We start from the raw sequence: 20,319 nt of genomic DNA, 5'->3' as shown, positions 1-20,319 counted from the left end.
ATTATTGATTTTCAGCTAGATAAACTTTTTTATTCTAACCTCCCTTAATCAGTAAAGATACATATTCTATCGAAAATTAAAAATGGATTTGACTTATAAAAAAACACCTCGAAGTTTTATGAAACTTTGAGGTGTTTTAATTAAAAATATTATTTCTATTTAGTTCTTTTTTGCCCAGTTATCTCGTAAACCAACTGTTTTATTAAATACTAAATTTTCGGTAGTAGAATCATCATCTACATTAAAATATCCTAAACGTTGAAACTGAAATTGTTGCCCTATTTTTGCTGTTTGTAAACTTGGTTCTACAAAAGCAGTAATTTTTTCTAATGAATTAGGATTCACAAATTCCATAAAATCTTTGTCTTTATGGTTATCTGGAGCTTCATCTAAAAACAAACGATCGTATGCTCTTACCTCAGCTTTTACAGCGTGTTTTACAGATACCCAATGTAAGGTTCCTTTTACTTTTCGCTTGCTTTCTTCTGTATCACTTCCCGATTTTGTTTTCGGGTCATATGTACAGTGAATTACCGTAATTTCTCCGTTTTCATCTTTTTCACAACTTGTTGCAGTAATAAAATAAGCATTTTTTAAACGAACTTCTTTTCCTAATTTTAATCTAAAAAACTTCTTATTTGCTTCCTCTCTAAAATCTTCTCTTTCGATATAAATTTCTCTTGCGAAAGGAATAATTCTTGTGCCAGAATTTTCATCCTCAGGATTGTTTTCTGCAATTAAAATCTCTTCTTTATCTTCAGGATAATTATCTATAATTACTTTTACAGGATCTAAAACTCCCATAACCCTGTTTGCTGTTTTGTTTAAATCTTCTCGAATCTTAAACTCTAACAGCGAAACATCAATAATATTTTCTCTTTTTGATACTCCAACAGTTTCTATAAAATTACGGATTGATGCTGGTGTGTAACCACGTCTTCTTAATCCAGAAATTGTTGGCATTCTTGGATCATCCCATCCATTTACAATTCCTTTTTCTACCAATGTTAACAACTTACGCTTACTCATAATAGTATAGCTTAAGTTTAAACGAGAAAACTCGCGTTGCTTTGGCGGATTTGGTAATTCGGTTTTACTGTATTCGTAAACATTGTCGCGAAACCAGTTGTATAATTCTCTATGAGGTTTAAATTCTAAAGAACATAAAGAATGTGAAATCTGCTCTAAATAATCACTCTCACCATGCGTCCAATCATACATTGGGTAAATAACCCAATCGTTTCCTGTTCTGTGGTGTGTTTTCTTTAAAATACGATACATTAACGGATCACGTAATAACATATTAGGCGATTCCATATCTATTTTAGCTCTTAAAACATGCGTTCCTTCTTCAAATTCACCAGCTTTCATTCGGCTAAATAAATCTAAATTTTCTTCAACAGATCTGCTTCTAAAAGGACTATTTGTTCCAACCTTTGTTGGTGTTCCTTTTTGAGCGCGCATTTCTTCAGAAGATTGACTATCGACATACGCTTTACCATCTTTTATTAATAAAACAGCCCAATCGTATAATTGCTGAAAGTAATCAGATGAGTACAATTCATTTGCCCATTTATACCCTAACCAAGTAACATCTTCTTTAATAGCATCTACATACTCTTGCTCTTCTTTAGCAGGGTTTGTATCATCAAAACGTAAGTTTACTGGCGCATTGTATTTTTCACCTAAACCAAAGCTAATTCCGATAGCTTTTGTGTGACCGATATGTAAATATCCGTTAGGTTCTGGCGGAAAACGAAAACGTAAATTCTCTTTTGGCAATCCGTTTGCAATATCCTCTTCAATAATTTGTTCTAAAAAATTCAATGATTTTTTTTCTTCTGACATCTTCTGTTGAAATTGAAGTGCAAAATTACGGAAAATTTTATCCAAAAAAAGAAAAGCGAAAACCCTTTATAGAGTTTTCGCTTTCAATCTAAATATCTTTCGTTAAATAACTATCAATCCGTATGATGTGATTCTGAAATAAATTTAGAATAACGTTAAAAATTACAATTCGTTAACCAGAATTTGTTATAGATTCTTATAACAAAACTGGTTCTCGATACAATTTTATTCCGTTAGCACTTCTTAAAATCACTCGAACTGACAGTTCGTAAATTTTAATACCTAAAAATAGGCAACAGGTTAAATTTACCTTTTGTACTACTTATTATTTTCCGAACGAGTTATTTTCTTGATTGATGTCTGCCATTAATTTTGACGGATCAATTTGTACAGATTTCACTTCTTTTGAAGTTGTAAATGTATATGTTGGGTGTGCAAACGTCCAATCTGCAATTTTAGTTGCCTTGGTTGGTTTTTCGCCACGCATCATACGTAAAGGAATATTAAACGCTTCTTTGCTTCCATCAACATAAGTAACCTCAACATCTATAGGCATTGGCATTTGACCAATTCTCTCTAAGGTAACATCTTTACCAGAAACAGCTTTTACACCATAATCAATCGTATGTATGGTTTGTGTCCATTCGTTTAAATACCAATCTAAATGAATTCCTGAAACTTTTTCAGCAGTTCTTTTAATATCGTTTGGCGTTGGATGCTTAAAAGAGAAATCGTTAAAATATTTTTTTAATGTTTTAGCTACATTCTCTTCTCCGATAATATATTCTAATTGTGATAAGAAAATATTTCCTTTAGAATAACTCGCTACTCCATATGCAGTATTTGTATGATATCTATCTGCATGTGTAGTTAATGGCTCTTCTATGTTGTTTTTTACCACATAATTATAACCTCTATAAGAACCTGCATGTGGATTTTCTACATTTTTACCAGAAATTTCATTTTCTGCTTTGTTAGAAATGTAAGATGTGAATCCTTCATCCATCCAAGGATGTTTACTTTCGTTTGTTGCTAATAAAAACTGAAACCAAGTATGTGCCATTTCATGAGAGGTAACACCAAATAAACTTCCCCAACTACGTTTTCCTGTAATTAAAGTACTCATAGCGTATTCCATTCCGCCATCACCTCCTTGAATAACTGAATATTGTTTATATGGATATTGCCCTATATTCTCACTGAAGTAAGTCATTAATTCAGCTGTTTTAGGCTGTAGCTTTTTCCAGCTTTCTAAATATTTAGCGTCTAATGTTTTCTTGTATAAGAAATGTAAATCGATACCGTTATCCATCGTTAACATATCGTGCTTATATTCTGGATCTGCAGCCCAAGTAAAATCGTGTACGTTTGGGGCTGTAAAATTCCAAGTTAACTTTTCTCCTGACGGAATATTTAAAGCTTCCTTTTTGTTTTCATAACCATGCCCAACTTCTTGTGCATTTTGTAAATATCCTGTACCACCAACTACGTAGTTTTTATCAATGTGTAAAGTAACTTCAAAATTACCCCAAACACCATGATATTCACGACCTAAGTAAGGTGGCGTATGCCATCCTTCAAAATCATATTCGGCCATTTTAGGATACCACTGCGCCATAGACAAAGCAACTCCTTCTGCATTATTACGCCCTGAACGACGAATTTGATTTGGTACCTGTGCATCAAAAATCATATCGAAAGTTACACTTTCTCCTGGTTGAATAGCTTTGCTTAAAGTAACTTCTAATATAGTACCAACAGTTTCATGCTTAACAACAGTTCCGTTTTGTTTTAATGAGTTTACCTTGATGTATCCTATTTCAGAAGGAGATAATTTTACAATTTTATCTGCAATTTTACTACTCGGATCTTTAATGTTTCTCGAACGAACATCCATTTGAGAATTTGGCTGAAATGCATTAAAATACAAGTGATAAAACACTTTATCTAAAACATCTGGTGAATTGTTTGTATACACCAATTTCTGTGTTCCTTTATATTGAAATGTCTTTACATCCATATCAATATCCATTGTATAATCAACATGTTGTTGCCAATAATTTTGATTTGTTGATTTATTTACTGACGACTTTACTGTACTGTTGTTTGTTGTGCTAGTAGAAGCACAAGAAACTATCGATAATAATGAAAGTCCTAAAATTATTTTTTTCATATTAAATTGATTTAATTCCTATTGTGGTTAGGGTGTTTTTTAAGTTATTTAATTCGTTTTCATTTTTAAGTATCGTAAAGCTGCGTTTTTTTCCGTTGTGTAATTTTAAAAACACACGTTCTCTTCCTAAAACTTTCTTAACCTCTAACCCTTCAATTTCTGAAAGATTGTAATTGGTTTTCCAAGATCTTTTAAAGAGATAAAAAAACACTGCAACTACTGATACTATTGCCAATAAAAGCATCAAAATAAAAAGAAATTCGTTTTTATAATAACGCATCGAAAACAACTGAACACCCATATTAAGCGCATTAACTAACATTAATACGATTACTAATTTCGAATGAGATGGCACCTCATCTTTAATTTTTAACCGCTCTTTTTGTTTATCAAACTCTAACTGCATAGGTTGTTATTATAACAAAAAAAGAGCATCAAAATAATGCTCTTTTTTTAAATAGTATTCTGTTTTTATTTTCTTCCGTTTACCATTCTGTCAGCCATTAAAACTGCATTGTATGCATTTACAATACGACCAGAAACTGATAAATCTGCAAAAGGAACTAAATCTCCTGCTGGATTTGCTCTAGATGTAGATCCTGGTTTTGTAACCATTAAATCGATCTTTGTACCAGAGTTCATAATAATATGCTTTACCTGGCTTGCAGATAACTGTGGATAGTAAGAACGTATTAATGCCGCTACACCTGCTGTTGCTGGAGAAGCCATTGATGTTCCACTAATTTTTTGATATTTGTTATCAGGAAAAGTTGAGTGTATTTGAACTCCAGGAGCAAAAATATCTACATTTACTTTACCATAGTTTGAAAAACCTGCAGGTAATTTTTCATTATAATTAGCACTCATTGCACCAATCGTTAAGAAATTATCAGAAACCTCTGTTAATTGATCTGGAGCATCGTTTGGAAATGTTTTATCTACATCGATGTTTTCTCCTGAATTTCCTGCTGCGTTTACAATTAACACATCTTTAGAAGCTGCATATTTAATTGCATCGTAAACCCATTCTTTATTTGGTGAAAAAGCTTTACCAAAACTAGTGTTAATTACTTTTGCACCATTATCAACCGCATAACGAATACCTATAGCAACATCTTTATCATATTCATCTCCGTCTGATACCGAACGTACAGCCATCATTTTTACATTAGTAGCAACACCGTTCATACCTTTATCATTGTTACGAGTTGCACCAATAATACCTGTTACGTGCGTACCGTGGATTTCTCCTTCTTCAGAGTGTCCAGTATTTGCATCTCCATAACCAGGTTTATCGTTAATATCGTATGCGTTATCGCCTACAACTGTACGGTAATCTGTTTTTAAATTAGCTCCACTAACTACATCTGAAGCCGTTTTAACTAATTTACTTAATTGCTCTTTTGCTTCACTTAAAGAGCCAATTCCGAAACCATACATTTGCTTAGCTCCTGTTACTGCTTGGTTTAAACCTGCATCTGTTGTTTTAATTGCTAAAACTTCTTCTTTTGTATAATCTGATTTTCCGAAGTGTTTTGCTAAAGCATCATCTGCCATTGTTACTCCAGCTAACATTTGTCCGTAACGCGCTTCATTCTTTTTTGCTGCCTCCACTTTTGTTTCTTGTAAAGCTTTTACCGCTTTTAAAGTTTCTGCATCTGCAATTGATGGATTCATTAAAATACGTTCATATTCTAAATGCTCTTTATACGATTTTCCTAAAAAGTTCCATCCGTTAATATCATCAACGTATCCGTTTTTGTCATCATCAATTCCGTTTCCTGCAATTTCTTTAGTGTTTATCCAAGCAACGTCTACTAAATCTTCATGTTTTAAATCACTACCAGAATCTACAACTCCAACAACAACTTCAACACCTTTTTTACCTTTTAAGAATTCGTATGCTTTATCAACACTCATTCCTGGAATAGAATCGGTTGCTAAATCTAAATGATGCCAGTTATCTTTTTCATACGCTGTTAATTCAGCTTTCTTCTCTGACATAGTAACTACTGTGTTACTTCCGGTTGGCACTACCTTTTTACTTACTGATGAACAACCTACTAAAGAGGTAATTGCAATTGCTGAGTAAAATACGGGTTTTAAAATTCTCATAATGTTTCTCTTAATTAAATATATCTGTAAAATTATAACTCTCATTTAAACGCACTCCTTTTTCGGTGTGCTTTACTGTTATTAACTCGTTGTAAGCATCGTGCTCTAAAAACAAGTAAAATTCTTTGTCTGCAGCCTCTTTTAAAAAGATTTCTTTTTCCTGTAAAGTTAATAACGGTCGTGTATCATAACCCATTACGTAAGGTAAAGGAATATGACCTGCGGTTGGTAATAAATCGGCCATAAAAACAACTGTTTTCCCTTGATATTGAATTTTAGGTAACATTTGTTTTTCGGTATGACCATCCATAAACAATACATCAAAACCTACTTGATTCTGGCTATTTTTATTGATGAAATTTAGCTGTCCGTTTTCTTTTATAGGCTGTATGTTTTCTTTTAAAAAAGATGCTTTTTCACGTGCGTTAGGCTCAATTGCCCATTGCCAATGATTTTCATTACTCCAAACTTTCGCATTTTTAAAGGCAGGCATAAAACCTGTTCTGTCGTTATTCCATTGAATAACACCTCCGCAATGATCAAAATGTAAGTGTGTTAAAAACACATCTGTAATATCATCTCTATGAAAACCATATTTAGCAAGTGATACATCTAGTGAAAAATCACCAAACATGTAATAATATCCAAAAAATTTATCTGATTGTTTGTTTCCTATTCCGGTATCTATCAACGTAAGTCTATCTCCATCTTCAATAAGCATACAGCGCATACCCATTGAAATCATGTTTTTATCGTCTGCCGGATTTGTTTTTTGCCAAATCGCTTTTGGTACCACGCCAAACATAGCGCCACCGTCTAATTTAAAGTTTCCTGTTTCTATTGGATAAATTCGCATAGCTACAAAGATGCAGATTTTTAACGAATTTTTTTGTTAAGAAAAACAAAAAAGCGCATCTTAAAAAGATACGCTTTTTTTGAGGTGTCTAGCGGATTCGAACCGCTGTACATGGTTTTGCAAACCATTGCCTAGCCACTCGGCCAAGACACCTTTTATTAATTAGGACTGCAAATTTACAGTTTTTATTTTTTAACGCAAGCTTTTTTTAACTTTTACGCACATCTTTTAATACAATTACTACTTCTGCAACATTACCACCAATTGGCGGATTGATTTTAGCTACGCTAACTTCCGCCTCTTCAACCAGTTGTATCTCATTAAAAATTCTATCAATAATTCTCTGAGCAACATGTTCTAATAATTTAGATCGGATTGCCATTTCTTCTTTTACAATATGATTTAAATGTACATAATCAACAGTATCAACCAATTCATCTGTTTTTGCCGATTTTTGCAAATCTGCTTTCACCTCTATATCTACTCTATATTCCGAGCCTATCTTAGCTTCTTCTTCTAAACATCCGTGGTTTGTAAATAATCGGATGTTGTTTACACGTATAATTCCCATAGCCACAAAAGTACCAATGTTTCTTAATTAATCAACTATCTTATGTCAGTTGCTTTAACTTGTAAAAAAGTCAAAAACATTACTTAACGCACTCGTACTAGCTTTATAAAACTCAGTATAACTACATCGTTGGCATGTTACGCTTGTAAATTTTTTATTCTGAATATCAAAAATTTTAGACAACGTACCTCCTGTTGCTCTCATTTCGCTTACTTCATAGGTGTGGTTACTGCATTTCGGGCAGGTATAATTTAATGGCTTACTCATCTGTTTTATTTTATGTTTATACTTATTAGAGTATTAAAACAAACAAATGTTACAATTTACTTTATTTCAAAAACTTGTTCTTTATCGTTTATTACCGCCTTATATTTTCCTTTAGGTAAATAATAAACACCGTTTTTAGCTTTTTTAATGACACTATCTTCATGTTTTTTAAGATATGTTTTTCTTCCTTTTTTAGAGAAGGAAGCATCATAAACCACTTCATTAAATCCTTTTTCTGCTTGCATTTTAATAGTGTTTACTAAAATAGTTTCTGAAAATATTTTTACTGAAACTTCTTTACTTTCTGATGAGTAAAACGGAATCGTAATTTCTGGAGTATTCGGTTTTAACCACTTACTCCATGAGCTTCCCCAAGAATTTCTTTTTCTAATATTTTTGATTGAAAACACCGTTGCTTCATTTTTAAAATCTTGCAACGAAGTAATATCAGCTTTATATAAACTACGACCATGCGTAGCTACAATTAAATGTTTTGCTGTTGGCTGAATTACTAAATCGTGTACAGCTACGTTTGGTAATCCGTTTTTAAAAGGTTGCCATTGTGCACCATTATCAAAAGAAACATACAAACCATTATCGGTTCCTAAGTATAAAATATTTTCTTTCTTCGGATCTTCTTTTATTACATTTACTGGTGATGTTGGCAAAGATTCTCCAATATTTTTCCAGGTTTTACCAAAATCATCAGACATATACACATAGCTTGTAAAATCATCAAATCGATATCCGTTTAAGGTTACATACACTCTTTCTTTTTTATGTTTTGATGCAATTACACGACTTACCCATAAATTTTGTGGTAATGTATTTGATGTTTTTTCCCAACTTCCGCCTCCGTTTTTGCTAACATGCACCAATCCGTCATCAGAACCAACATATAACAATCCGAATTGAAACGGACTTTCAGATATTGATGTTAATGTTCCGTATGCAACATTCCCTTTTTTTCCGCCCTGTGTTAAATCACCCGAAATTGCTTCCCAAGTATCTCCTTTATCTAATGATCTGTGTAATTTATTTCCTCCTAAATATAAAATATCTTGATTATGTTTTGATAACTGAATTGGGGTTTGCCAGTTAAAACGATACGGAGTTTCACCCAACGTATGTTTTGGTTGAATATATTTCCGACTTCCTGATGCTCTATCAATACGGTAATAATTTCCGAACTGATAACCCGTATAAACAATATTCGGATTGCGATCATCAACCGCAACTTGCATTCCGTCTCCACCCATTATACTTTCGTACGGATTTTTACCTGATTGCTTCCAACCTTTATCAATTTTTGCATTGTGGTTTGCTACCCAAACCCCATTATCTTGCAAACCACCATATACTTTATAGTTTTTTTGATTATCAGCATACACCGTATAAAACTGTCCTACTGCTGGCTGATTTGCTTTTATCCAACTTTCACCATCATCATAAGAAATATTTAAACCACCGTCATTTCCTTCTACTAAATGTCCTTGTTTATTAGGATTTACCCACAACGCCTGATGATCTGCATGTACGTTTTCTTTGCTGATTGAGGTAAATGTTTTTCCGCCATCTTTCGATTTTAAAATTGGTACTCCTAATACGTAAATTCCGTTTTCGTCCTGCGGATCTACTCTAATTTCACCAAAATAATATCCGTAAGAATAATATAAATCATCTAAATAACCATCGTGTGTTTTTTTCCATGATTTTCCGCCATTGGTCGTTTTAAAAACCTCAGCTCCAATAACAGGTGTGTCAAATAATAAGGTATTTGCATCTTCTAAATACTTGGCTAAATCGATTGGTTTTACAGAGCCTGCACGCACCATTTGTTTTACATTTTCGGCACGGTATTTTTCTTGAAAACCATTCATTTTTAAATAACTGTTCAGCTTTTTATCCTTCAACATTAAAAACGCATCCACAGTCATGGTTTTAAAATCTTCTTTAGTTAAAGCATTTGAACTTTGTTCTTTCTTGGCTGTTTTTTCTCTTCGAAATTGACTGTCATGAAACGCATACACCGTATTTTCATTAAAAACCGCTAAACCAATTCTTCCGACACCTTCTCCTTTCGGAAAACCATTATTATCAGAAATCTTGACCCAAGAATTTCCTAAATCGATAGATTTGTAGATTGCAGAGTTTTTTCCGTCTCCATCAAAATTCCACGCTTTACGTTCGCGTTCCCAAGCAGCGGCATATAAAATATTAAAATTATTTGGTGCCGGTTGCACGTCTATAATTCCTGTGTTTTCGTTGATGAATAAGGTTTTATTCCATGTTTTACCTCCATCGGTGGTTTTAAAAATTCCACGTTCATTATTTGATGAATATAAATGACCGATTACTCCAATTATTACCTCATCTGGATTTTTAGGGTTTATTACTATTCTACCGATATGATGTGAATCTGTCAACCCAACATTTTTCCAGGTTTTACCTTTATCCGTAGATTTTAAAATTCCGATTCCTGCATAACTAGAACGAGAAGAATTATTTTCTCCTGTTCCTACCCAAAGTGTTCCGTTTTTCCAATCAACAGCAATATCACCTATGTTTTGTGTTGGCGAACTATCTAAAACAGGTGTAAATGTTGTTCCGTTATTGTTCGTATACCACAATCCTCCAGAGGCGTAACCCACATAAAATTCAGTAGTATTTTCTGGATTTACATCAATATCAACCACACGACCACTCATTACCGTTGGTCCGATATTTTTAAAAGCAATATTTTTAACAATAGATGTTTTTGTTAAAGCTTCTTTTTTGATTAATGCTTGTTGTGTTTGTTGCGCCTTGGTAGGCTGTTGTGCTACTGTAGCCAATGTAAAAAGGACTACAAAAACGGTAAAAACGGTTTTCATTTATTGTTTGTTTAGATGTGATGAAATTACTGCAAGTAAATGCGAAATCAAAAAAATTAACAAAATATTGATTTTTAGCCTTTTTAAAATTCCCTTTTTTCACTCAAAAAAAAGAGTAGCTTTGTAATGTTAAGAACATCAATGCTATGACTATTTTTATTCTTTCTGTTAGCGATCAAATATATTCTACGCAAAGAATATATAAAGAAGCTAGTCGCCGTGGACATAATGTTAGGGTTATAAATCATTTAAAATGTGCTATAAAACTAACAAACGGGAAACCTGAAATAATTTATAACGGAGAAAACATTATTGACATTCCTGATGTAATAATTCCAAGAATTGGAGCTTCTTCTACACGTCATGGTGCAGCAGTTGTTAAGGAATTTGAACTAAACGGCGTATATAGTACAGCTACATCTTTAGGTATTTTACAATCTCAAAATAAGGTTCGCACATTACAGATCATGAACCGAAAAAACATTCCGATTCCTGACACGTTGTTTTCTGTAAACCCAGAAAATATAGCTGAACAAATAGATTTGTTAGGAGGTGCGCCAATAATCATAAAACTACAAGAAGGTACGCATGGCGCTGGTGTTATTTTAGCTGAAAGTAAAAAATCAGCAAAATCGATTATTGACACGATGTATAGTACTAATGCAAACATTTTGCTACAAGAATTTATACAAGAAAGTAATAGCGAAGATATTCGCGCATTTGTGGTTGGCAATAAAGTAGTTTCATCTATGAAGCGAAAAGGCTTAGAAGATGATTTTCGCTCGAATATTCACCAAGGCGGAAGCGGTTTTAAAGTAACTTTATCTGAAGAAGAAAAAGAAATAGCTGTAAAAGCTGCACAATATTTAAGCTTACCAGTTACGGGAGTTGATTTAATTCGTTCAAAAAGAGGTTCTTTACTAATTGAAGTAAATTCAACGCCAGGTTTGCAAGGAATTGAAGCATATACTAAAGATAATATCGCTAAAGCCATTATTAAATTTCTAGAAGAAAATTGTTCGGACAAGAGGTCAAAAAATGAGTTTAGGAAAATCTAAACTCATTAAAATACCAGTTGATAGACTACCTACGGAAACTCAGATTGAAATTCCTATTTATATATTAAATGGTAATGAAGCTGGACCTACTATTTTATCACAAGGAAGTTTACATAGTAATGAAATTAATAGTGCTGAATTGGTTAGTAGAATGCTAATTGATAAGTCTTATAAAACACATCGAGCTTCTGTTATTGTAACTCCTTTACTAAACGTTTTTGGTTTTTTTATTTATCACGTGATATGCATGGTAAAGGTGTAAACAGAAGCTTTCCTCGATCAAAAAAAGGTTCGCTGGCAAGCAGAATGGCGTATTACTTAATGAAAGAATTTCTTAATAATGTAGATTTAGCAATCGACTTTCATACTGGTGGTTCACAACGAAATAATTTCCCAAAAATTAGATATAAACCTGAAGATGCAAGAGGTTTTGAATTAATAAAAGTATTTAATACTCCTTTAATTTTTAACTCAAAATTGATACCGAAATCTTTTAAAAATCAATGTTATAAAAATAACATTCTTGTTATTGTTTATGAAGGTGGAGAATCTTTACGTTTAGAAGAAAATGTTACTCAACTAGGAATAAATGGTAAGCCTCGTGTTTTAAAATCATCAATAAGGATGTTAATACTCCTGAGAGCTCTAAATCAATTCATTTATATAAAAGAAAATGGATACGAGCTACAGTAGCTGGTCTTTTTAATTGTACAGTAAAAAATGGTTCTAATATTAAAAAAGGTCAAATTTTAGGGCATATTATGGGCACTTACGGAGAAATTAATTTTACTGTAAAAGCACCTACAAATGGATATATAATTGTAAAAAATAATTTTCCAATTATAAATATGGGAGATGCTTTACTTCATACAGGAAGAACTTAAGTAGCTGATTTAATTTTTGTTAAGAAATATTTGCATATATATATATTTACTGTATATTTATAAAAATTAATCAATTATATATATCACTAGCTAGTGAAAGAGAAGGAAATTTTGTAAAAATTGCTTACACTTTTTCTTAATTTTAATGACCATAACACTTATTGTTTAATAAGTGATGTTACTTTTTACTTAAAAAGTATATTTAAACCACAAAATTACTTTTGAGGTTGGTTATCAACACAAAAATTTAAATAAATTAAAAATTATGAAAACAAAAATTAGTTTAATACTTGCTTTATTCTTATTGAGTTTTTCAAACTGTACTTCTGAAAATGAAAAAGTTAGTAATGAAGAAATTAATTATGCGAAAAAATCTAAAATTAATGCCAATAAAATTCTATCCAGCTACCAATTTAACTCCTTTATAAATGGAAAAGATTTTTTATCAAAAAATGAAAATTCTGAATATATTATTACTCAAGACAAGTTAAAAGAGCTTCTTGATTTAACAAATTTTTCTGAAGAAGAAAAAGCTAAAGTGACAGTAGAATTTACTAATAACATTATAAAAACTATTGTAGAAGCAAAGAAAAACGGAGGGTTAACTAAAGATTTTATATCTTCTTTTCCTATCTCCGAGCCTTCAGAAAAAGCAATCATTCAAATGTTAGATGAAAATAAAATACAAAAAGTAGAAAGTCTTATTCCTTTTAATACAATTTCAGTAAAAGAACAGGGTATGTTAAGTGTTGTAAATGATTTTAGAAACGATTATTTAACTGAAAACAAGAATAGATTAGAGCATAGAGATTGTTTTATGTCTGGACCTACAGGTAGTGGATATATGAGTTGTGGTACTGCTGGTGGTATAATTGGCGGACTTATAGGGGGTAGTTGTTGTGGTGTAGTAGGTCTTGGAGTAGGTGCTGGAGTAGGCTATTTAGTTGGTAAATTAATAGGTGATGTAAGCTAAATATATCTTCCCATAAAAAAAATTAACAATGAAAAAATTATTTATTTTATCAATAGTATTATTTAATTCTTTTTTAATTTTTTCTCAAAAAACTAAAAAAGACATCAACCATATTTCTATTACATTTCAAAGCGGTATAGGGTATAGTAAAATACAACAAAATAATTCAATTCTTTATGGTTTTTCTAAACGTGATGCCGTTCATATAAATTATAATTTAAAGAATGGTTTAAAACTTATTACAGGTATTGGTTTTAACAACTATAATTCTAACACTTCTGTAAAAAAAATTTCTTATGTTGATATTCCTTTAAAAGTTGGTTTTAATTTAGGGTTTAATGGAGATTTAACATCAAAAGTTTACTTATTAGCTGCTTTGGGTTTTAATTATAATATTTTCTCTGATATAATCCTTGAGAATCAAACAATAAATTTTAACAAAAACAATTTTGGGTTAGTTGGAGATTTAGGTGTGAATTTTCCGCTTTCTAAAAAAATGTTTTTGAATTTATTTTTTAGTTTTTCAAATAATTTAACTAAAGCTAAACTAACCAATAACGATGATTTTAAAATAAAAGATGATAAGAAAGTTAATATTTCTATTGGTTATTCTTTTTAGTGGTTATTTTATTGTTATTCATTTTCATACAATATCCCTCAAACTATATTTAAATAAGGTTGAAGAGTATGAAAATGGTGTTTATCTCTTTATAACAGGAGTAAACAACAAAATTTCTAATAGGATTAAACAAAATTTTAATTATGCTAAAAAATCAAAATATAATCATATAGGTTTACTATTTGTCAAAAAAGAAGAACTGTTTTTAGTAGATGTACAACCCTCGAAAATTATAAAAAATTCGTTTCTAAAAAAGCAAAACATATATGACTATATAAGTTTTTTAAAAAAAGATTTAAACCATATAGCTATTTGGAAAGTAAAAAATGTTTCAGTAAAATCTGTTTTAAGCAAAATAAACTTTAGAGAAAAAATATACTATGATTATAATTTTGACAATTCTACTGATTCAGAATTATATTGCTCAGAGTTTGTTGTTAAAACTTTAAATAAAAGTATGAAAAATCAACACTTTATTTCTTTAGAAAAAGAACTTACTTTTGGTGAAAAGCTGTTTATAAATAAAGATATTATTAAATATTATCCAGTAGATTTTTTTATAGAAAACAAAAACTTTTCTCAAATAAGTGAATGGAGTAAGTAACTGATTTTATTTACTTTATTAATTAATTTTCACTTCCTTTAGAATCAATTAACTAATTAAAACTAAAAATTTATGGAATTACTTATTTAGTGGTGGTGTTTTAATGGTTATTATCGGACTTGTTAAAAGTGCTATGAAAAAATAAACGCATAAATTATTTAAAAAAACGTCTTTTAAAGGGCGTTTTTTTTATTTACAAAACTTCCTAATAAATTAGCAGTACCTTTGCGGGTTCAAAGAGATGCTTATTTTAGAGTGTTTCTAAAATAACATATATGACATTTAAATCTTTAGGATTATCTGATGCTTTATTAAAAGCCATCAGCGAAAAAGGATACGATACTCCATCACCAATTCAAGCAAAAGCAATACCACCTATTTTAGAAGGAAAAGACGTATTGGCTTCTGCACAAACAGGAACAGGAAAAACAGCAGGTTTTACACTACCTGTTTTACAGCGTTTAGCAGATTCAAAACACCCAAAATACCGTCCTGTAAGAGCGTTAGTATTAACACCAACAAGAGAACTTGCTGCTCAGGTACATGATAATGTAAGAGAATATAGTAAGTATTTAGATATTAGATCGGCCGTAGTTTTTGGAGGTGTAAAAGCTGCCAGTCAAATAAAAACGCTAAGACAAGGAGTTGATATATTAGTAGCCACTCCTGGTAGATTATTAGATTTACACGATCAAAAAGCAGTATCTTTTAACAGAATAGATGTACTTATTTTAGATGAAGCAGACCGTATGCTAGACATGGGTTTTGTTAGAGATATTAACAAAATTATTAGTTACATGCCTACAAAGCGTCAAAATTTACTATTTTCTGCTACATTTTCATCAGAAATTAAAAGATTAGCTTCAGGTATTTTAAGAAATCCTATTTCTGTAGAAGCTGCTCCGCAAAACTCAACGGCTGATAAGGTTTCTCAAAAAGTATATACTGTTGATAAAGGTAAAAAGACGGAGGTTGTTATTAACTTAATTAAAGATGGTAACTGGAGTCAGGTTTTAATTTTTACAAGAACCAAGCACGGAGCCAATAAATTAACTGAAAAACTAGTAAAATCCGGAGTTTCTGCTGCTGCAATTCACGGTAATAAAAGTCAGGGTGCACGTACAAAAGCATTGGCTAACTTTAAGAGTAATTCTATTCGTGTTTTAGTGGCAACTGATATTGCTGCTCGCGGTATTGATATTCCGTTATTACCACACGTTATAAACTTTGAGTTACCAAACGTACCAGAAGATTATGTACACAGAATTGGTAGAACCGGTAGAGCAGGTGCAAAAGGAGAAGCTATTTCTTTAGTTTGTAGTGAAGAAACTGAATACCAAAAAGAAATAGAAAAAATACTAAAGCAAAAATTAAAGACAGAAGTTATTGAAGGTTACGAACCTAAAGACACTGCTGGTCCTAAAAGAGCTGCAACACAAAAGAAAAAATCTGGAAACGGAAAGAAAAAAGGTGTAGGCGCAACGCACAGAGGTGCTGCAGAAGGAACTAGAAAACCAAAAAGAGAACGTCCTAGCGATCCTTCAAGAAGAAGCGATGGAGCTCCAAGGAAAAATAGAAGAAGATAATATTTAAATGAATTTTTCTTCTTACATAAAGAATATATTAAAATCTCAGGAACTTGATAGTCAAGTTTCTGAGATTTTGAATTTTTTTACACCACTAACATTAACTAAAAACAGTTTTTTGGTTGAAAAAGATACTATTTGCAAATACTTTTGTTTTATTGAAAGCGGAATTCTACAGCACGCTATTAATATATTAGAAGAAGAAAAAACAACGTATTTAGCGTTAAAAAACTCGTGTACATCTGCCTTAAAAAGCTTCTTACAAGAAACCCCTTCGCGTAAAAACATTAAGGCATTAAGTGATTGTAATTTACAAGTGATTTTAGTAAAAGATTTTAAATACCTGTTAGAAAACAACACTGCTTTTCATCGATTTTATTACACTTTAATTGAAAAACAAATTTTTTTAATTGATGATTATCGTATCGATTTACTTACGCTTAGTGCAGAAGAACGTTACACAAAACTACTTACAAACGAAGCTGAACTGCTACAAGAAGTTCCGCTACACTACCTGGCTTCTTTTTTAGGAATTTCTAATAGACATATGAGTAGAATTCGAAAAAACATAAAATAGTGCCAAATGGCTAGGCAATTAAATATTTCTTTTATTTATTTTTGAGAACATTTTAATTGTTAGCATTATGAAATACAACCCAATAAACCGTGACCTTTTTATAAAAAACCGCAAAAACTTTATGGCGCAAATGAAGCCAAATAGTTTAGCTGTTTTTAACTCTAACGATGTATATCCGGTAAGTGCAGATAGTACACTTCCGTTCGAGCAACATCGCGATATATTTTTCTTAAGTGGTGTTGATCAAGAAGAAAGTATTTTAATACTATTTCCTAATTGCCCGAAAGAAAATTTACGTGAAGTATTATTTTTACGTGAAACAAATGAACATATTGCTGTTTGGGAAGGTGAAAAATTAACCAAAGAAAAAGCATTAACAACAACAGGTATTAAATCTGTTTTTTGGTTACAAGATTTAGAAAAAGTAGTTGCAGAAATGATGGCGCTTGCCGAAACTGTTTATATAAATACCAATGAGCATTATCGTGCTGCTATAGAAACCGAAACTCGCGAAGCCCGCTTTACGAAATGGTTACTAGCAAAATACCCAGCACATTCTGTTGCTAAAAGTAATCCTATATTACAACGCTTACGTTCACTTAAAGATCCGATAGAACTAGATTTAATGCAGCAAGCCTGCGATATTACCGAAAAAGGTTTTAGACGTGTGTTAGACTTCGTAAAACCTGGTGTTTGGGAATATGAGATTGAAGCTGAGTTTATTCATGAATTCTTAAGAAATCGTTCTAAAAAATTCGCTTACACTCCAATTATCGCTTCAGGAAACAATGCAAACGTATTACATTATATCGAAAACAATCAACAGTGTAAGGCAGGTGATTTAATTTTGATGGATGTTGGTGCCGAATATGCAAATTATTCTGCAGATATGTCGAGAACTGTTCCTGTTTCAGGTCGTTTTTCTGATCGTCAAAAAGAAGTATATAATGCTGTAAATCGTGTAAAAAATGATGCAACAAAATTATTAGTTCCTGGTACTATTTGGGCAGATTACCATGTTGAAGTTGGTAAATTAATGACTTCTGAATTATTAGGTTTAGGTTTATTAGATAAAGCCGATGTGCAAAATGAAGATAAAAACTGGCCAGCATATAAAAAATACTTTATGCACGGTACTTCTCACCATATAGGACTAGACACCCATGATTACGGATTATTACACCAACCTATGGAAGCTAATATGGTATTTACCGTAGAGCCTGGTATATACATACCTAACGAAGGTTTTGGTATTCGTTTAGAAGATGACTTAGTAATTCAAGAAAAAGGAGAGCCTTTTAACTTAATGGGCAACATACCTATTGAAGCTGACGAAATTGAAGATATTATGAATTCTTAATTCGTTTCAAATAAACATAAAAAAAGCCTCTGAAGTTTTCAGAGGCTTTTCTTTTACTAACAATTAAATAAAAATTATTCAACCGTTAAAGTATATTGTGGTGTAGGGTTTAAAGGGCAAAAATATACATATTCTCCTTTTTTTAAGACCACTTCTTTAGTTGTAGATTTTGTATTGTTTTTTACTAAAGAGGTTACATAAGCTTCTTTAATATGATGTTCTGCCTCTATCTTTCCTTTTTCAGTTAAAACAAAACCAACATCATGACCTACATTTTTATTTGCTATTTCAAAAATATAAGTACCTTCTTTTAAGGTTATTTTCTTTTGAGTAAATTCACCTTTAGTTTGTTCTAAAGACACTGTTTTAACTTCTTGTGCATTTGCATTTAATGCGAAACTTAATAAAATTGCTACTACTGCTATTACTTTTTTCATGATTTGCTTTTTAAAATTTGTCAATTATCTTTTTATGTTTATGAATTTGTTGTGAATTCCCCTGCTTTTACACTCGGAAAATCAACCTCTGTTTGTGCAATATGATTTACATAATTTGTTAATGTATTAGAAACAACATTTAAAACAATTTCTAAAATATCACCGTCGTTGTATCCTGCTACTTTTGCTGCAGCTATCTCATCCGAACTTACTTTTCCTTTATTTTTAGTAACACTTTGTGCAAAATTTAAACCTGCCTGTATTTTTTCATCAGCTGCTAAACCTTGTCTATTTTGTTCTGTTTCAGCATCTGTTAATCCATTCAGTTTACCGATTGCTGTATGTGCAGATAAACAATAGTCACACTCGTTTTCTTCGGCAATTGCCAATGCTAACTGTTCTCTAAATTTATTAGAGAAATTTCCACTTGCAGTTAATTCACCTAAACTTAAATAGGTTTGTAAGGTTGCTGGTGAATTACCAAATACCTTAATTAGATTGGGAATAAAGCCCAACTTTTTTTGTACTGCATCAAATAATTCTTTTGATTTTCCTTTAGTAGTTTCCGGGTTTAAAGTTTTAATTCTTGTACTCATTTTTATTATTTTTAAAATTACTTATTTTCATTATTACAATTACAGTTTTCTCTTTCTGAAAATTGTTCATTATACTCTTGATACCCCCAGCAGTTAGGGCATTGATATGCTTCGTTTGTTTTCATTACATTGATATTTGTAAACTAAAAAGTGTTAGTTTTAATTATACTACAAAGATGCGGAGGAAGTACTCTTTTAAAAATGGACAAAAGTTCCTTAAACTTGGACTTTAATTATTTTCTTAACCTATGTTAAGAAAATAATTAATAAATGTTTTATATATTTGCATTGTTATTATATGTAAGATATCCCCAATATATTACAGCCCCCTAAGTAATAACAATCCCTTAAAAAAACACCCCAACTCGTGGCCCTTGTGTGTTACGAGTTTTTTTATGCACTTTTTTATATAAAAAATCAATATTGTTATTTTTGAAATTGTTTTAGAGATTGACCTGTTGCTTTGATAAAAAACAGTTTAATTCACTTATTAACATAGGTTAATTAACTATTAATAAATGTGTTATATATTTGTAGTGTTATTATGTATAGCGTATCCCCAATATGTTATAATCCCCTAAGTAATAACATCCCCTTAAAAAACAACCCCCCAACTCGTGGCCCTTGTGTGTTACGAGTTTTTTTGTGCCTTTTTTTATATAAAAAAATAACGATTGTTCTTTTTGAAATTGTTTTAGAGATTGACCTGTTGCTTTGATAAAAAACAGTTTAATTCACTTATTAACATAGGTTAATTAACTATTAATAAATGTGTTATATATTTGTAGTGTTATTATCAATAGCGTATCCCCAATATGTTATAGTCCCCTTAAAAAACACCCCCCCAACTCGTGGCCCTTGTGTGTTACGAGTTTTTTTGTGCCCTTTTTTATATAAAAAAATAACGATTGTTCTTTTTGAA

General features: G+C 31.3%; 20 protein-coding genes and 1 tRNA gene. 10 read left to right on the top strand and 11 right to left on the bottom strand.

Annotated features, from left to right (window positions below; translation table 11 throughout):
* Positions 1-159 precede the first annotated feature (159 nt).
* The 9 genes from H0I30_RS11110 to H0I30_RS11070 form a co-directional block, all read right to left on the bottom strand.
* Complete coding sequence (locus tag H0I30_RS11110; protein ID WP_218771928.1) at positions 160-1,848, bottom strand: glutamine--tRNA ligase/YqeY domain fusion protein; 1,689 nt, start codon at positions 1,846-1,848, stop codon at positions 160-162.
* 325 nt (positions 1,849-2,173) lie between these two features.
* On the bottom strand, positions 2,174-4,021 hold the full coding sequence (locus H0I30_RS11105; RefSeq protein ID WP_218771927.1) for a M1 family metallopeptidase: 1,848 nt from the start codon (positions 4,019-4,021) through the stop codon (positions 2,174-2,176).
* A 1-nt stretch (position 4,022) separates the two neighbouring features.
* Entirely contained in the window at positions 4,023-4,427 is a 405-nt protein-coding gene (locus H0I30_RS11100; protein WP_218771926.1) for a DUF2101 family protein, read from the bottom strand.
* Positions 4,428-4,492: 65 nt separating this feature from the next.
* On the bottom strand, positions 4,493-6,136 hold the full coding sequence (locus tag H0I30_RS11095) for a S8 family peptidase (RefSeq protein ID WP_218771925.1): 1,644 nt from the start codon (positions 6,134-6,136) through the stop codon (positions 4,493-4,495).
* A gap of 10 nt (positions 6,137-6,146) precedes the next feature.
* Complete coding sequence (locus H0I30_RS11090) at positions 6,147-6,992, bottom strand: MBL fold metallo-hydrolase (protein ID WP_218771924.1); 846 nt, start codon at positions 6,990-6,992, stop codon at positions 6,147-6,149.
* Positions 6,993-7,074: 82 nt separating this feature from the next.
* A tRNA-Cys gene (locus H0I30_RS11085) sits at positions 7,075-7,145 on the bottom strand.
* A gap of 55 nt (positions 7,146-7,200) precedes the next feature.
* Positions 7,201-7,563 (bottom strand): dihydroneopterin aldolase, encoded by a 363-nt coding sequence (folB, locus tag H0I30_RS11080; RefSeq protein WP_218771923.1) that lies wholly within the window; start codon positions 7,561-7,563, stop codon positions 7,201-7,203.
* Between the two features lie 54 nt (positions 7,564-7,617).
* A complete protein-coding gene (locus H0I30_RS11075) occupies positions 7,618-7,830 on the bottom strand; it encodes a zinc ribbon domain-containing protein (protein WP_218771922.1) in 213 nt (70 codons plus the stop codon).
* 56 nt (positions 7,831-7,886) lie between these two features.
* Positions 7,887-10,703, bottom strand: coding sequence for a glycosyl hydrolase (locus tag H0I30_RS11070; RefSeq protein ID WP_218771921.1), 2,817 nt, complete (start codon positions 10,701-10,703; stop codon positions 7,887-7,889).
* Positions 10,704-10,849: 146 nt separating this feature from the next.
* Between H0I30_RS11070 and H0I30_RS11065 the strand changes: the two genes are divergently transcribed.
* The 10 genes from H0I30_RS11065 (at position 10,850) to H0I30_RS11020 (ending at position 18,364) form a co-directional block, all read left to right on the top strand.
* Positions 10,850-11,761, top strand: a complete 912-nt coding sequence (locus H0I30_RS11065; RefSeq protein ID WP_218771920.1) for a RimK family alpha-L-glutamate ligase — start codon at positions 10,850-10,852, stop codon at positions 11,759-11,761.
* Positions 11,742-12,023 (top strand): hypothetical protein, encoded by a 282-nt coding sequence (locus tag H0I30_RS11060; protein ID WP_218771919.1) that lies wholly within the window; start codon positions 11,742-11,744, stop codon positions 12,021-12,023. Before H0I30_RS11065 ends, H0I30_RS11060 begins: the two co-directional genes overlap by 20 nt.
* Complete coding sequence (locus tag H0I30_RS11055) at positions 12,005-12,454, top strand: succinylglutamate desuccinylase/aspartoacylase family protein (RefSeq protein WP_218771918.1); 450 nt, start codon at positions 12,005-12,007, stop codon at positions 12,452-12,454. The genes H0I30_RS11060 and H0I30_RS11055 overlap by 19 nt, the downstream gene beginning before the upstream one ends.
* Complete coding sequence (locus tag H0I30_RS11050) at positions 12,373-12,645, top strand: succinylglutamate desuccinylase/aspartoacylase family protein (RefSeq protein WP_218773522.1); 273 nt, start codon at positions 12,373-12,375, stop codon at positions 12,643-12,645. The genes H0I30_RS11055 and H0I30_RS11050 overlap by 82 nt, the downstream gene beginning before the upstream one ends.
* 265 nt (positions 12,646-12,910) lie before the next feature.
* Positions 12,911-13,618: a hypothetical protein gene (locus H0I30_RS11045; RefSeq protein WP_218771917.1), complete on the top strand. Its 708-nt coding sequence runs from the start codon at positions 12,911-12,913 to the stop codon at positions 13,616-13,618.
* A 28-nt stretch (positions 13,619-13,646) separates the two neighbouring features.
* Positions 13,647-14,237 carry a PorT family protein gene (locus H0I30_RS11040; protein ID WP_218771916.1) on the top strand — a complete coding sequence of 197 codons (591 nt, stop codon included), beginning with the start codon at positions 13,647-13,649 and terminating at the stop codon, positions 14,235-14,237.
* The gene (locus H0I30_RS11035; RefSeq protein WP_218771915.1) at positions 14,197-14,841 is read left to right on the top strand and encodes a YiiX/YebB-like N1pC/P60 family cysteine hydrolase; all 645 of its coding nucleotides are present in this window, start codon (positions 14,197-14,199) and stop codon (positions 14,839-14,841) included. Before H0I30_RS11040 ends, H0I30_RS11035 begins: the two co-directional genes overlap by 41 nt.
* Positions 14,842-15,116: 275 nt before the next feature.
* The gene (locus H0I30_RS11030) at positions 15,117-16,427 is read left to right on the top strand and encodes a DEAD/DEAH box helicase (protein ID WP_218771914.1); all 1,311 of its coding nucleotides are present in this window, start codon (positions 15,117-15,119) and stop codon (positions 16,425-16,427) included.
* Positions 16,428-16,434: 7 nt separating this feature from the next.
* Entirely contained in the window at positions 16,435-17,004 is a 570-nt protein-coding gene (locus H0I30_RS11025) for a Crp/Fnr family transcriptional regulator (protein WP_218771913.1), read from the top strand.
* A gap of 67 nt (positions 17,005-17,071) precedes the next feature.
* Positions 17,072-18,364, top strand: coding sequence for an aminopeptidase P family protein (locus H0I30_RS11020; protein ID WP_218771912.1), 1,293 nt, complete (start codon positions 17,072-17,074; stop codon positions 18,362-18,364).
* Between the two features lie 74 nt (positions 18,365-18,438).
* On the opposite strand, the gene H0I30_RS11015 is transcribed toward H0I30_RS11020, so the two are convergent.
* A complete protein-coding gene (locus tag H0I30_RS11015) occupies positions 18,439-18,801 on the bottom strand; it encodes a cupredoxin domain-containing protein (protein WP_218771911.1) in 363 nt (120 codons plus the stop codon).
* Positions 18,802-18,839: 38 nt separating this feature from the next.
* Entirely contained in the window at positions 18,840-19,397 is a 558-nt protein-coding gene (locus tag H0I30_RS11010) for a carboxymuconolactone decarboxylase family protein (protein WP_218771910.1), read from the bottom strand.
* Positions 19,398-20,319 lie beyond the last annotated feature (922 nt).

This window comes from Tenacibaculum sp. AHE14PA, from assembly GCF_019278465.1.
In the GTDB taxonomy this organism is placed as follows: Bacteria; Bacteroidota; Bacteroidia; order Flavobacteriales; family Flavobacteriaceae; genus Polaribacter; species Polaribacter bernardetii.
The sequence above is the reverse complement of the archived record's forward strand: the minus strand, read 5'-3'. Positions and strand labels throughout refer to the sequence as shown.

Excerpts from the sequence above, each read along its gene's own strand:
- H0I30_RS11030 (WP_218771914.1), top strand. The coding sequence starts at position 15,117 with ATGACATTTAAATCTTTAGGATTATCTGATGCTTTATTAAAAGCCATC.
- H0I30_RS11110 (WP_218771928.1), bottom strand. The coding sequence starts at position 1,848 with ATGTCAGAAGAAAAAAAATCATTGAATTTTTTAGAACAAATTATTGAA.
- H0I30_RS11025 (WP_218771913.1), top strand. The coding sequence starts at position 16,435 with ATGAATTTTTCTTCTTACATAAAGAATATATTAAAATCTCAGGAACTT.
- H0I30_RS11035 (WP_218771915.1), top strand. The coding sequence starts at position 14,197 with ATGATAAGAAAGTTAATATTTCTATTGGTTATTCTTTTTAGTGGTTAT.
- H0I30_RS11045 (WP_218771917.1), top strand. The coding sequence starts at position 12,911 with ATGAAAACAAAAATTAGTTTAATACTTGCTTTATTCTTATTGAGTTTT.
- H0I30_RS11010 (WP_218771910.1), bottom strand. The coding sequence starts at position 19,397 with ATGAGTACAAGAATTAAAACTTTAAACCCGGAAACTACTAAAGGAAAA.
- folB (WP_218771923.1), bottom strand. The coding sequence starts at position 7,563 with ATGGGAATTATACGTGTAAACAACATCCGATTATTTACAAACCACGGA.
- H0I30_RS11105 (WP_218771927.1), bottom strand. The coding sequence starts at position 4,021 with ATGAAAAAAATAATTTTAGGACTTTCATTATTATCGATAGTTTCTTGT.
- H0I30_RS11065 (WP_218771920.1), top strand. The coding sequence starts at position 10,850 with ATGACTATTTTTATTCTTTCTGTTAGCGATCAAATATATTCTACGCAA.
- H0I30_RS11090 (WP_218771924.1), bottom strand. The coding sequence starts at position 6,992 with ATGCGAATTTATCCAATAGAAACAGGAAACTTTAAATTAGACGGTGGC.
- H0I30_RS11060 (WP_218771919.1), top strand. The coding sequence starts at position 11,742 with ATGAGTTTAGGAAAATCTAAACTCATTAAAATACCAGTTGATAGACTA.
- H0I30_RS11020 (WP_218771912.1), top strand. The coding sequence starts at position 17,072 with ATGAAATACAACCCAATAAACCGTGACCTTTTTATAAAAAACCGCAAA.
- H0I30_RS11015 (WP_218771911.1), bottom strand. The coding sequence starts at position 18,801 with ATGAAAAAAGTAATAGCAGTAGTAGCAATTTTATTAAGTTTCGCATTA.
- H0I30_RS11075 (WP_218771922.1), bottom strand. The coding sequence starts at position 7,830 with ATGAGTAAGCCATTAAATTATACCTGCCCGAAATGCAGTAACCACACC.
- H0I30_RS11055 (WP_218771918.1), top strand. The coding sequence starts at position 12,005 with ATGCATGGTAAAGGTGTAAACAGAAGCTTTCCTCGATCAAAAAAAGGT.
- H0I30_RS11100 (WP_218771926.1), bottom strand. The coding sequence starts at position 4,427 with ATGCAGTTAGAGTTTGATAAACAAAAAGAGCGGTTAAAAATTAAAGAT.
- H0I30_RS11095 (WP_218771925.1), bottom strand. The coding sequence starts at position 6,136 with ATGAGAATTTTAAAACCCGTATTTTACTCAGCAATTGCAATTACCTCT.
- H0I30_RS11040 (WP_218771916.1), top strand. The coding sequence starts at position 13,647 with ATGAAAAAATTATTTATTTTATCAATAGTATTATTTAATTCTTTTTTA.
- H0I30_RS11070 (WP_218771921.1), bottom strand. The coding sequence starts at position 10,703 with ATGAAAACCGTTTTTACCGTTTTTGTAGTCCTTTTTACATTGGCTACA.